Source organism: Hydrogenobacter sp. T-2, from assembly GCF_033971325.1.
Classification (GTDB): Bacteria; Aquificota; Aquificia; order Aquificales; family Aquificaceae; genus Pampinifervens; species Pampinifervens diazotrophicum.
Genome location: NZ_CP117180.1, coordinates 369,816 through 382,104, shown reverse-complemented (window position 1 = coordinate 382,104; position 12,289 = coordinate 369,816). Strand labels below are relative to the sequence as shown.

The 12,289-nt window shown below is 42.3% G+C and carries 15 protein-coding genes; 10 read left to right on the top strand and 5 right to left on the bottom strand.

Features of this window, described 5'->3' with window-relative positions:
- Nucleotides 1-38: 38 nt before the first annotated feature.
- Nucleotides 39-1,508, top strand: a complete 1,470-nt coding sequence (gene secD / locus IAE16_RS02310) for a protein translocase subunit SecD (protein WP_323701104.1) — start codon at nucleotides 39-41, stop codon at nucleotides 1,506-1,508.
- Here secD and IAE16_RS02305 read toward each other — a convergent pair.
- The gene (locus IAE16_RS02305; RefSeq protein ID WP_323701103.1) at nucleotides 1,505-2,935 is read right to left on the bottom strand and encodes a hypothetical protein; all 1,431 of its coding nucleotides are present in this window, start codon (nucleotides 2,933-2,935) and stop codon (nucleotides 1,505-1,507) included. The genes secD and IAE16_RS02305 overlap by 4 nt on opposite strands.
- A 76-nt stretch (nucleotides 2,936-3,011) precedes the next feature.
- Here IAE16_RS02305 and mtnA point away from each other — a divergent pair, with 76 nt between their 5' ends.
- Genes mtnA through IAE16_RS02260 form a run of 9 tightly spaced genes read left to right on the top strand, consistent with a single transcriptional unit; the run spans nucleotide 3,012 to nucleotide 10,047 of the window.
- Complete coding sequence (gene mtnA, locus IAE16_RS02300) at nucleotides 3,012-3,959, top strand: S-methyl-5-thioribose-1-phosphate isomerase (RefSeq protein ID WP_323701102.1); 948 nt, start codon at nucleotides 3,012-3,014, stop codon at nucleotides 3,957-3,959.
- Nucleotides 3,956-4,648 carry a PilZ domain-containing protein gene (locus IAE16_RS02295; protein ID WP_323701101.1) on the top strand — a complete coding sequence of 231 codons (693 nt, stop codon included), beginning with the start codon at nucleotides 3,956-3,958 and terminating at the stop codon, nucleotides 4,646-4,648. Before mtnA ends, IAE16_RS02295 begins: the two co-directional genes overlap by 4 nt.
- Nucleotides 4,645-5,811, top strand: coding sequence for an FtsX-like permease family protein (locus IAE16_RS02290; protein ID WP_323701100.1), 1,167 nt, complete (start codon nucleotides 4,645-4,647; stop codon nucleotides 5,809-5,811). Before IAE16_RS02295 ends, IAE16_RS02290 begins: the two co-directional genes overlap by 4 nt.
- The gene (locus tag IAE16_RS02285; RefSeq protein WP_323701099.1) at nucleotides 5,804-6,460 is read left to right on the top strand and encodes an ABC transporter ATP-binding protein; all 657 of its coding nucleotides are present in this window, start codon (nucleotides 5,804-5,806) and stop codon (nucleotides 6,458-6,460) included. The genes IAE16_RS02290 and IAE16_RS02285 overlap by 8 nt, the downstream gene beginning before the upstream one ends.
- 8 nt (nucleotides 6,461-6,468) lie before the next feature.
- On the top strand, nucleotides 6,469-6,804 hold the full coding sequence (secG, locus tag IAE16_RS02280; RefSeq protein ID WP_323701098.1) for a preprotein translocase subunit SecG: 336 nt from the start codon (nucleotides 6,469-6,471) through the stop codon (nucleotides 6,802-6,804).
- Nucleotides 6,713-7,528 carry a peptide chain release factor N(5)-glutamine methyltransferase gene (gene prmC, locus IAE16_RS02275; RefSeq protein WP_323701097.1) on the top strand — a complete coding sequence of 272 codons (816 nt, stop codon included), beginning with the start codon at nucleotides 6,713-6,715 and terminating at the stop codon, nucleotides 7,526-7,528. The genes secG and prmC overlap by 92 nt, the downstream gene beginning before the upstream one ends.
- The gene (locus tag IAE16_RS02270) at nucleotides 7,516-8,739 is read left to right on the top strand and encodes a hemolysin family protein (RefSeq protein ID WP_323701096.1); all 1,224 of its coding nucleotides are present in this window, start codon (nucleotides 7,516-7,518) and stop codon (nucleotides 8,737-8,739) included. The genes prmC and IAE16_RS02270 overlap by 13 nt, the downstream gene beginning before the upstream one ends.
- Nucleotides 8,732-9,409 (top strand): RadC family protein, encoded by a 678-nt coding sequence (gene radC, locus IAE16_RS02265; protein WP_323701095.1) that lies wholly within the window; start codon nucleotides 8,732-8,734, stop codon nucleotides 9,407-9,409. Before IAE16_RS02270 ends, radC begins: the two co-directional genes overlap by 8 nt.
- Entirely contained in the window at nucleotides 9,406-10,047 is a 642-nt protein-coding gene (locus tag IAE16_RS02260) for a ComF family protein (protein WP_323701094.1), read from the top strand. Before radC ends, IAE16_RS02260 begins: the two co-directional genes overlap by 4 nt.
- Here IAE16_RS02260 and IAE16_RS02255 read toward each other — a convergent pair.
- Genes IAE16_RS02255 through IAE16_RS02240 form a run of 4 tightly spaced genes read right to left on the bottom strand, consistent with a single transcriptional unit; the run spans nucleotide 10,044 to nucleotide 12,288 of the window.
- Nucleotides 10,044-10,433, bottom strand: coding sequence for an HI0074 family nucleotidyltransferase substrate-binding subunit (locus IAE16_RS02255; RefSeq protein ID WP_323701093.1), 390 nt, complete (start codon nucleotides 10,431-10,433; stop codon nucleotides 10,044-10,046). The two genes, IAE16_RS02260 and IAE16_RS02255, sit on opposite strands and share 4 nt — an antisense overlap.
- On the bottom strand, nucleotides 10,411-10,722 hold the full coding sequence (mntA, locus tag IAE16_RS02250) for a type VII toxin-antitoxin system MntA family adenylyltransferase antitoxin (RefSeq protein WP_323701092.1): 312 nt from the start codon (nucleotides 10,720-10,722) through the stop codon (nucleotides 10,411-10,413). Before mntA ends, IAE16_RS02255 begins: the two co-directional genes overlap by 23 nt.
- On the bottom strand, nucleotides 10,719-11,930 hold the full coding sequence (locus tag IAE16_RS02245) for an aminotransferase class I/II-fold pyridoxal phosphate-dependent enzyme (RefSeq protein WP_323701091.1): 1,212 nt from the start codon (nucleotides 11,928-11,930) through the stop codon (nucleotides 10,719-10,721). The genes mntA and IAE16_RS02245 overlap by 4 nt, the downstream gene beginning before the upstream one ends.
- Entirely contained in the window at nucleotides 11,923-12,288 is a 366-nt protein-coding gene (locus tag IAE16_RS02240; protein WP_323701654.1) for a TraR/DksA C4-type zinc finger protein, read from the bottom strand. Before IAE16_RS02240 ends, IAE16_RS02245 begins: the two co-directional genes overlap by 8 nt.
- Nucleotide 12,289: the final 1 nt, after the last annotated feature.

Sequence of the window (12,289 nt, the reverse complement as noted above, 5' to 3'; positions counted from 1 at the left end):
TATCATGGTTAGCGATGAGAGATTTAAGGATTAACCTCTTGCTTATACTAATTGTGTTCTCTCTTTCTGTGGTGGTTATACTCCTAAAGCCTATAAACCTTGGTCTTGACCTCAAGGGTGGCATATCTATGGTTATCCAGCCCGATATGAACTACAGCCTTGAACAAGAATATGAAAGGCTCTCAAGGGACATAGAACAAAGGCTCAGAGAAGAGGGAATAAGGATTCTTGACGTTGTTGCAAGTAAAGAGGGCATAAGGGTAGAGCTTCTTGATGAAGGACAGTATACGAGGCTACTTTCCATAATAGAAAAAGACTTTCCAAGGTTTACGGTTGCAGAAAGGCAAAAGGGTGAGGTGCTTATAAGGTTCAAAGATATAGAACTGGAACAGCTCAAAAGTGGCGTGCTAACTCAGACCATAGAGGTGCTTCGCAAAAGAATTGACGAGCTTGGTGTGGTCCAACCTGTTATAACACGCATAGGTGCGGACAGAATACTAGTTGAGCTTCCCGGCGTTCTGGACATACAGAGGGCAAAATCCATAGTGGGAAGGACTGCACTTTTAGAGCTAAAGTTGGTTGTAGACTCTGGACCAAGAGAGGCTCTCATAGAAAGGCTCACAAAGGACTACGAGCTTTTACCAGACCAGACAGGCGATGAGTGGTTTCTTTTGGAGAAAGTTCCTGTTATAACTGGTGCAGACCTAAAGACCGCTTATACTACCACCGACGAGTTTGGCATGCCAGCGGTAGGCTTTGAGCTAACAGGTAAAGGTGCAGAAGCCTTTGCAAAGGCTACAGAGCAAAATATCGGCAGAAGGCTCGCCATAGTGCTTGACAAAAGGGTAATATCCGCGCCGGTCATAAGAAGCAGAATAAGCGACAGAGGTCAGATAAGTGGAAACTTCACACCAGAAGAAGCCAGAGAACTTGCTGTAGTGCTAAGGGCAGGTGCTCTTCCCACAAAGGTTCAGTTTTTGCAAGAGAGCGTAGTAGGTCCCTCCTTGGGAAGGGATGCCATAGAGCAGGGGATAAAGGCAGGTGTGGTGGGCTTCTTACTGCTTGTGTTTATACTCATAGCCAGATACAAAACCGCAGGCATCACCGCTACCTTTTCCATAATTTTGAACGCCTTGATGCTATGGGCTGGGCTTGTGCTATTGGGTGGCACGCTTACTCTTCCGGGCATCGCGGGCGTAATACTCAACATGGGCATAGCGGTAGATTCAAACGTGCTGATTTTTGAAAGGGTAAAGGAAGAGCTTAGGCTGGGCAATAGCATAAGGAAATCCATTGAATTGGGTTATAGGAGAGCTCTAAGTGCTGTGTGGGATACACATATAACACTCCTTGTTGCAGCTCTAATACTCTTCCAGTTTGGTAGTGGACCAGTAAAGGGTTTTGCGACAACTCTCACCATAGGAACTATAGCATCCTTTATCTCTAACGTGTATTTTGCCAAGGTATTGCTTGAACTTCTAAGCAAAATAAGACTTTTTAAGGTTTAAAGATAAAGGCTGAAATTTTTTATGGGCTTTTCTGAAGGGTCTTGCACTGAGAATTGACTATGCCTTTCCTTATCCTCTCTCTTACCCCCTTGTCTATACTCGGAGTTGTAAAGGTTGTTTCCATTAAGTCTTAACACTTCGGGGTTCAATCCTATACTTTGAAGAGACTGAACAAGTCTCTGAACCTCTAAAGTAGTTGGTGGTCTATAGAATTCCTCACTAAGGTTCATTGATAATCTCAATCTATCGCCAAATAACATTATCCTTATGCTTCCCTCTTCAAAACGAATGTTTATGTGCTTGGCTTCATGAAAAGGCTGTGTTTGTGGTCTTTCAACCCTCTCCACTCTCTGAGGAACATCCTCTTTAGACCTTGTGGTGCTTATGGTTTCTTTCGCTAACAACTCCATCCCTTTCCCTTCCTTTTCTAAGGCAAGGTCTCTATCTCCCTTCTTTTCTTCTTCACCGTAATCTTTTAAGTGAAAGTGTTCCAAGTTCTTACCTTCCTGATGAACCAATCTGTGCTCCTGAGAAAAGGGTTTATTCTGAAAAGTCTCTTGAGGCTCTTCAAAATTTGTATAATCTGGGTTTGTTTCAAAAACTGCTTCTCTTAAGGATTTATTCTCTTGGACCCTATCTTTTTCAAACTTCACATTGTTGCCCTGTCTTATCTCTCCATAAAACATTCTGGATTGGTCAAAAGTTTTTACATGAACATTTCCGTGCGTATATTCTTCAGACTGGGTGGAAACAAAAGAAGACAATTCTTTTCCAACAAAAGGTTCTTCGGATGACGCTTTTTTAACTTGCTCTTGAGGTTTTGAAATAGCATCATACCTCTGCTCCGTGTCCTTTTCACTTCTTAACATCTCCACATAACCATACAACTCTTGAGTCATAGGTCTTTCATGTTCTTGAGATACATCTGCTGGTAAACCTGCCTCTAAACCACTGGTAGGTTCCTGGTAGTATCTGAGGCCATCAATCTGTATACTGCCTTTCTTTGGATTTCCCAAAGTCTCTATATAATTAAGCTGTTTTTCAACATCCCCAAAAGTCTTCTCAAAAACACTTGTGTTGAAAACCCCATCTCTTGATATGTTAGTATCTGAAGTTATTTGAACTTCTTTGATATCTGCACGATTTGATATATGAGCATCTAAGGATATTTGAGCTTCTCCAACCCCAGTCTGAGAGACCATCATCATGCCCGATATCTCAGAAAGTATTTGTATGTAGTGGTTTTCCCCTGAAAGGTCTGAATGTTCCTTTTGACCCAATCCTTCGGAAGAAACTTGTCCATCTAAGCCTATCCCATCAAAAACCTCAAGCAGAACACCCTCAAAGGATATGTTGTTATACTGTGGAGATACACTTTGAACCAATCCAGCTCCTTGAAGCAGTCCCTCTAAGCTTTGCGTTTTCATTTTCCTCCCTCAAACCCGAACTCGGGTATAATTATAATTCCCTATGCTAAATTTGCAAGTATTTCTTGTATAGGCTATGGAGGTTAAAGCTTTTTACTGGAAAGGACATGTTCTTCAACTATTAGACCAGAGAGAGCTTCCCAACAAAGAAATCTGGTTAAGCCTAAAGGACTACGGAGAAGTCGCTCAGGCTATAAGGGATATGGCTGTAAGGGGAGCACCCGCTATTGGATGCGTTGCTGCTTATGGCTTTGTCCTCGGCGTAAAGGCTGGAGAGAACCCAGAGAAGGTCTACGAGACTCTCAAAAACACAAGACCCACCGCTTATAACCTCTTTTGGGCACTGGATAGGATGAAAAAGGCTTTTGAGGAAGGAAAAGACATTGAGGCAGAGGCAAAAGCTATAGAAGAAGAGGACTACAAGGCTAACAAAAGTATGGGGGAGATAGGTCAGGCTCTTATTCCAGTTGGTGCGAGGGTGCTAACTCACTGCAACACTGGTGCTCTGGCAACCGCTGGCTGGGGCACAGCCCTTGGAGTTATCAGGTCAGCCCACTACGCAGGAAAAAACATTTTTGTATGGGTTGACGAGACAAGACCATACCTTCAGGGCTCAAGGCTGACCGCATGGGAACTTCTAAAGGAAGGCATTCCTCATAAGCTCATAACCGATTCCACCGCGGGCTTTCTAATGAAAAAGGGCTTAGTGGACTGCATTTTAGTTGGTGCGGACAGAATAACAAAGGACTACCATGTGGCAAACAAAATAGGAACATATGCTCTCTCAGTGCTCGCAAAAGCTCATGGAATACCCTTTTACGTGGTAGCACCAAAGTCTACCTTTGACCCATATACTACAGGAGATGGTATAGTTATAGAGGAAAGAAGCGAGAAAGAGATCAAGTTTATAAGAGGCATTCCCATAGCTCCTGAAGATTCTCCTGCTCTCCACATTGCCTTTGATATAACACCACCAGAGAACATAACTGCAATAATAACAGAGGAAGGTATAATAAAACTATGACGGTATCCGAAATACTTAAGGATTTAGATAAGGAAAAGTCTTGTGAGGTAATTACATCGTGGAAAGAAATACCCATAAGAGTAAAACTCTCGATTAGATGGGTTTCTCCTCAAGAAAGATTTGTAAGCTTTTATTTTAAGGACTGCAAGTTTAGACATGTCTTTTCAGACACTGTTCCAGTTTACATAAAGGTAAAAGAGTTATTTCTCATATGCAAGGTCTTTAGTAATATAAGAGACGAGCTGGTTCTTGAGGTTGACTCGCCAGTGCCAGCTCCACCTATAGTGCTTAGAGAGTTTATAAGGGTTGAGCCTACAGAGAAAGAGCCCGTTTATGTATCTTTTTGCGTTGAGGATAAATGCGTGGTAAGGACAAGGACAGCTGATATAAGCGAATCTGGGGTTGGTATCCTGCTAAACAAAGAGGATACAAAAAAACTGATAGATATCCTATCACAAATAGCGACGGACGCATCCAAAATACACACCACTTTTGAGATTGAAATAGAGCTTCCCAGGGAAGGCACGGTAAGGGCACAGGGAGAGCTAAAAAACATAATAAGCAAAGAAAGAGACTTGTACGTTAGGCTCGGATTTAAGATAAACCTAAGAGAAGAGCAAACCAGAAAGATAAGACAATACATAATACGAAGACAAAGGGAAATATTGGAGCAGTTAAAGTCAATATGATGCCAATTTTTAGGCTTTCCTTGAGATATCTTCTCTCCAGCAGAGGAACAACCCTGCTTGTATCTTTTATAGCCTTCCTTGGGGTTGTTTTAAGCGTAAGTGCTCTTCTTCTTACTATGGGAGTTTTTGCCGGCTTTCAGCAGGCTCTAAGGGAAAAAATCCTCTCCGCATCACCTCACATAATAGTAAGTCTTCTCAGCTACGAAGAGGGTAAAGAGTACGATAAGATAATAACTCAGACCAAAGGCATAGAAAAGTTTTATTCAGTCCTACTCTACAACGGGCTTATATCAAAAGAAGGAAGGTTAAACAGTGTAGGCGTAAAAGCCCTAAAGCCGGAGGATGTCTACAAAATATACGGATTGAATTTAAAAGAGGGTATTCTGGTAGGCAGAGGGCTTGCGGATATACTTGGGCTCAATGTGGGAGATGAGGTTATAGTGCTGTCGCCTATGGGGACACGCACTCCCTTTGGTATAGTTCCAAGAGCAAGGACTTTTGTGGTGGAAGGAATATTCCAAAAGGGGGTTTTTGAACAGGACTACGCCACCATAGTTATGAATAGGCAAACTGCGGTAGACTTTTTTGGTGATAGCTACCAGCTTGCAGGCTATGAAATATACATAAGAGACCCATATAAGGCTCAGGAGATAAAGGAAGAGTTAGAAAAGAAGCTGGGTGATGCTTCCATAGTCCGTTCATGGATAGACCTTAATAAACCTCTTTTTAACGCCCTACAGCTTGAGAAGGTGGGAATATTCTTTGTGCTTATGCTTATGGTGGTTATAGCCTCTTTTAACATAACAAGTCTCCTCTTTATGAAGGTAAAGGAAAAGGTGAGAGACATAGCGGTTTTGAGAACCTTTGGTCTGAGAAAAAGACAGGTGGTTTACATATTTCTCCTTCAAGGTTTTATATTAGGTATTTCTGGAGCTCTTGTAGGCTTTCTGCTATCCTTGGTGGGAGGCTATCTTATAAACGAATACAAGCTCATTAGAGTGCCTGCGGATGTGTACCTTATGGACTACGTGCCCGTCCATTTTGAAATAAATGACATACTTTTCACCCTTTTGGGTGCTTTGTTTCTCTCTCTTTTGGCAAGCCTTCTTCCAGCCTACAGAGCAGGAAAGGAAAGCATAGTAAGGGTATTGAGGAATGAATAGAATAATACAAATAAAAAATCTCTGGAAAGCATATCCAGGCAGGGTTCAAGCCCTTAAGAATATTAGCCTTGAAGTGTTTGAGGGGGAGATAGTAGGTCTTATGGGACCCTCTGGCTCAGGCAAGAGCACCCTACTTCATATAACCGCAGGTCTTGAAAAGTCCACAGAGGGGGAAATTTATGTCATGGGTCAAAGCATACATCTTATGGACGAAGACCAGCTCGCCTCTTTTAGACAAAGGCATTTAGGCTTTGTATTCCAGTTTTACTATCTTCTAGAAGACTTTAACGTGTTAGAGAACCTAATCCTCATAGGACAGTTGGCTGGCGTTGAAAGATCAGAAGAGAAAGCACTTCAGATACTTGAATATCTAAGACTTTCACACAGGCTAAAACACAGACCCAGTCAGCTTTCAGGTGGTGAACAGCAAAGGGTAGCTATTGGAAGAGCTCTCATGCTTGACCCAAAGATTCTGCTCGCAGACGAACCTACAGGCAACCTTGACCTTGCAGAGGGTAAGAGGATTTTTGACCTCTTCCTTAAACTAAGGGAAGAAAGAGGTCTTACCATGCTCGTGGCAACTCATAACGAGGAACTAAAACCCTACTTTGACAGAATCTACAGACTAAAGGACGGAGAGCTTGTATAATAGTAGCTATGTATTACCTACTTCTTACAGTTTTTATAGTTGTAGCCTTTTTGTTAATTATAGTAGTGCTTATGCAAAGAAGCAGAGGGGATGTGGGCACAGCCTTTGGTGGAATGGGACAGGGTGTGTTTGGACCAGGCGGAGTAGATACAATTCTAACAAAAATAACCTACTGGCTTGGCTTTTCCCTTATGGCTTTAGCCATACTCCTTGCCCTAACCCATCCTTCAAAGAGAGGCTCACTTATAGGAGATGAAGATAAAAGACCTCCTGTCCAAACCCAGCAGAGCAACCCTCAGGGACAAACAGCTCCTTCTGGCACACCATCTGAAAGTAAACCATAAGGATATCTACTTTATGGAAGACCTTGAAGTTCCCTTGCAGGTCTTAGAGAGCTTCCTTAAAGACTTAGAAAGGATTGAGGAGGGCTATCCTCTTCAGTATATTTTGGGAGAATGGGATTTCTACGGGAGGAGCTTTTTCGTAAAAGAAGGTGTCCTTATACCAAGACCAGAGACGGAGGTGCTTGTAGAGGAAGTCCTCAAAAAAATTCCCAAAGATGAACCTATGGTTGGTCTTGAGCTGGGTGTAGGCACTGGATGTATAAGCGTAAGCCTACTATGTGAGAGGTCAAACCTCCGTATAATAGGAGTGGATATAAATTTGGAGTCGCTAAGGCTTTCAAAGAAAAATGCCCTCAGGCACCGTGTTTTAGAGAGGTTTTTCCTCGTTGCAGGAGACCTCTTTAGTCCCATAAAGCCTTATCCCTTTGAATTAATCCTTTCAAATCCACCTTACATTCCAAAGAAGCACTGGGAAAGCCTTCCAACAGGTGTAAAACTTGAGGGTTATACTTCCCTCATAGGCGGGGAAAAGGGTTGGGAATTTTACGAGAGGATAGCCAGCACCATAGATAACTACCTTAAGCCCAAAGGACTTATAGCCTTTGAGATAGGTCATGACCAAGGAGAAGTGGTCAAAAAACTCTTTGAGGAAAAGGGGTTTAAGGTAAATATAATTAAAGACTACTCGGGACAGGAGAGGGTAGTGTTAGGATGGAAGTCTTAGGCTTTCTTCTTGGTGCATTCTTCTTTGTACTTCTTGAGGCTTTTTTTGCTGGCTCTGAAATAGCCCTTGTGAGCGTGGATAGGGGGAGGGTAATGAACCTATACAGAAAGACAAAGCAGGAGTTTCTGAAGGATTTTTATGAAAACCCAGAGGAATACATAACTCTCACCATGCTTGGATACACGGTTAGCATAGTTTTTGCTTCTACTTTTTACACCTTGGCGGTTATAGAACTATCCGACTATCTGACCTTTATAAGAGGCTTTGAGGTGGTTTTTTCCGCAAGCCTTGTGGTCTTTACACTAATCCTTGGGGAACTGCTTCCTAAAAGTCTATTCCAGAAACATGCGGAAAGGCTTGTGCTACCTTCCCTTTGGGCCTTGAGCAAACTAAAGATTTTTACGAAACCCATCCTCGTCCTCTCAAGAGTTGTAAGTAGGCTTATAACTAGCAACTTCAAAGGTAGATACCAAGAAAAACTTGAGAGGGAAGACCTCATAAAGCTCATGGAGCAGGTCACAAACAAAGAGGAGAGCCTGCGTATAGCATTGCAAAGCATAACTATGAAAGACCTCTTTGTAACAGAGGAGATAAAACCCATAAAAGAGGTAGTAATGGTAGAGGAAAATGCCAGCATTGAGCAAGTTATGTCTCTCATGAAGGAAAGTCAATACAGGAGGCTCCCCGTTTACAGAAAAAGAGTTGACCAGATAGTGGGTTATGTAGACCTTTTTGACCTGATTCAGAGCAGGCATGCGAGGTTTATAAGAGAGCTCATAAGACCTGTCCATTATTTTTCGGAGTTTACTACCCTTGATAAGGTCTTTGAATCCTTCAAAAGTAGCAAGGAACAGATGGGTGTTGTAGTAGACGAAAGGGGGAATATCTTAGGAATTATCACATGGGATAACCTTCAAAGCTACCTAATAGGTGGTCTTTATGAAGGAAAAACTGAGGAGGACGAGGATATAGTGGAGATAGAAAAGGATATATGGATAGCAGAGGGCGGTATTGAAAAAGAAAGAATAGAGAGGCTTCTAAGTATAAAACTTCCAGAGGGACCCTATACAACCTTGGGAGGCTTTATTTCCTTTATGCTTAAAGGATTTCCCGAAAAGGGTCAAGTTGTAGAATATGAAGGCTATCGCTTTAAGGTGCTCCAGAGGGATGAAAGGAGGATAATAAAGGTAAGGATAGAAAAGCATGTATAAAAAGGTCAAAAGTCTAAAGGAGCTTCCAGAAGACCTAAAGCCAAGAGAGAAAATGCTCAGAGTGGGAGCGGACAGTCTTACAGAAGAGGAGCTTTTGGCTATTATACTTGGCTCTGGCACAAGGGAAAGGGATGTGCTTAGTTTATCTGCGGAGATAGTAAGGGTTGGATGGCAAAAGCTAAGCAGGATGACTATAGGTGAGATTATGAAAAGCTTTAAGGGTATAGGTGAGGCAAAGGCATGTCAAATAAAAGCAATATTGGAGCTTGCAAAAAGAATAAACGACCCATACGAAGGTGTTTATATAAATAACCCAGAGGATGCTTATAGGTTTTTGAAAAATATGATGGACGAACGTAGGGAACACCTCATAGCCCTATATCTCACTCCTACCAACAAGTTGATAGCCCATGAGATTATAGCCATAGGGAGGATGAACGCTTTGCACGCAGAGCCAAAGGAAATTCTTTACCATGCTATAAATACCGCTTGCTATTCTATACTCATAGCACACAACCATCCAAAGGGTGAACTAAAGCCTTCAAGAGAAGACATAGAGTTTACAAAGAGGCTTAAAGATGCCTGTCAACTTATAGGCTTTGAACTTCTTGACCATCTCATAGTAAACAAAAAAGGCTACATATCTCTTAGAAGGGAGGGTTATATATGATAGGACTTTTGCAGAGGCTTGGGTTGTCTTCAGAGAGGTGTATCTCTTGTGGAAAGGTCTTTGTGGGTTTTTCTCAAGGCTACTTGTGTGATGAATGTCTTGGGTCTATAAAGCCTATCCATCCAATGGATTATTCAAATAGGCTTGAGTATGTGGTTTCATACAGGGTTTTTGGCAGGTATGAGAGTGTCCTAAAGGAGATAGTCCACCACATGAAGTTTAAAAGCTCCAAAAGCCTTGCACTACTTCTTGGCAAAGCAATAAGGGAGCATCTATGGGAGTATATAGAAGAGACAAATCCAGACATAATAACTTTCCCTTCTTTAAACCTTAGAAGACTATGGATAAGGGGTTTTAACCACGTGGAATATATACTTATAGGTGCGGGTGTGCCATACATGAAAGTTTTCAAAAGAAGTGATATGCACAAACCTATGGCTTTTCTAAATGCGGAAAAAAGACAAAAGGCAGTCTTGGAGCATAGGCTAAAAGAGGAGCTCATTGACTTTCTTGAAAACAAAAAGGTGCTGGTAGTAGACGACCTGCTAACCACTGGCTCCACTATTGAAAGGCTTGCCTATCTCCTAATGTCCATAGGAGCACAAGAGGTTCACGCCTATTTTGTGGCAAAGGCTTAGAAGGAGTTTTGTATGTTTTTTATAAATTCCTCAAGGACTCTTGTGTAGAGATTTTTTATCCTCTCAAACACTTTCCTACTTTCTTCTTCGCTGTATATATGAGATATGAGGTTTCTATCTTCAAGCATGTCCAAAAATATCTCCTCTTCTCCGAGAAAGCCTACTCTAAAAGCTGTTTTAATACAGCTTCTTGGACTTCTACACTCAAAGCCGTGGTATTCTAATAGAATTTTCAAAAATTTCCAAAAAGTATCAAAGGTGTATTCAAATCTCTGCAATGTTCCGTCTATTTCAAGGGAAGTCCCTGCTGTCAAAACCGCTTCTCTTAGGGTTTCAAAAGACCTTCTCAATTTATCGTAAGATTTAAGCACTTCTTCCCTTTTCATACAAAACTCTACCTGTTTTTCTAATTATCTCCGCGAAGTCATCCTCTACACTATCAAGAAAAATCAGGTCAAAACTGTATATGCCACTTATCTCTTCTATCTTTTCCTTTAGCTTTCTCCTTTCTCTGTAGTCAAGGATTTTACCACCTTCCACAGCTATGTCAATATCTGAGTAAGGCTTTGCATTGCCCTTTGCTCTTGAGCCAAAAAGAATTATCCTTTCGGGGTTCAGTTCCTGCTTCAGAAGGTCAACAACCCTCTGCGTTATATCCTTTGCCTTGTATTTCATACCCTCTGCGTGAACTTCTCAAATGCTCTCTTTATACCTCTTACCGCCTGCCTTATTCTATGTTCGTTTTCCACAAGGGCAAATCTCACATAACCCTCGCCGTATTCACCAAAGCCTATGCCGGGAGATACCGCCACCTTAGCCTCTTTCAAAAGAAATAGAGAAAAGTCTAAGGAATTCATACCAACCCAAGAAGGAATTTTAGCCCAAAGAAACATGCTTCCCTTTGGCTTTTCCACAGTCCAGCCTATACGGTTAAGACCTTCCACAAGCACATCCCTCCTTTTTCTGTATACCTCTTTGCTTTTTTCCACTATCTCATAAGGACTATCAAGGGCTATTATGGAGGCAACCTGAATGGGGGTAAAAACACCATAGTCAAGGTAGCTCTTAAGGTGTGCAAGGTTCTTTATGAGCACCTCGTTTCCCACAAGGAAGGCAACACGCCAACCTGCCATAGAAAAACCCTTTGACATGGAATAAAGCTCCACCGCCACCTCTTTTGCACCTTCTACCTGAAGTATGCTGGGAGGTTCGTATCCATCAAAACCCAGGTCTGCGTAGGCAAAGTCATGAATAAGCCAAACCTCTTCTCTTTTTGCCAACTTTACCATCTCTCTGAAAAAGTCAAGGCTTACGCAGAGGGTGGTAGGGTTGTGGGGAAAGCTAAGCACTATAGCCCTTGGTTTTCTAAAGGAAGCCCTGAGTGTGTCCTGGATTCTTCTTAGAAAGCTCTCCTCAAAATCCTCTCCTTCGTCGGGTATTATGGGAACAGATATGGCATCGCCACCTGCTATGATGGGTGCGTAGTAGTGTATGGGGTATGTGGGGTTAGAAACGAGCACCGTATCACCAGGCTCAAGCATCGCCAACATAAGGTGTGAATATCCTTCCTTTGCACCTATAGTGAGGATAGCTTCTCTCTCTGGGTCAAGCTCCACGCCATACCTTCTACGGTAAAAGTCGCATATGGCTTTTCTGAGCCTTGGAATTCCCTTTGAGGCGGAGTAGCCATGCACGTTGTCTCTTCTTGCTACCTCACAGAGCTTTTCCACTATATGGTTTGCAGGTGGAAGGTCTGGGTTTCCCATGCCAAGGTCTACTATGTCCTCCCCCTCACGCCTTAGCTTATACTTTAGCTCGTTGACCATGGCAAAGACATACTTGGGAAGTCTGCTTACCCTTGGAAACATCCAGCTTTCACTCATGCTCTCCTTCCTCTTCAAGCTCTTTGCAGTTTATACACATGGTGGTTACAGGTCTTGCCTTTAGTCTTTCAAAGGGTATAAGGGCACCACAGCTTTCACATATACCGTAAGTGCCTTGCTCTATTTTCATAAGTGCATAGTCTATCTTACGCAATAGCTTTAGCTCCCTTGTCTTTATTCTCTGTAGGCTTATATACCTTTCAGTTTCGATGTTTGCCCTGTCTATTTCATCACCGCCCTCAAAGGAAACGTTTGAAGGGTCTCTTATCTGCTCTTCCGCATACTTTATTATCCTCTCCCTCATCCTAAGAAGGTCTTCCCTTAGCTCCGCTATCTGTTCTGGAGTTAGGTGATGCATA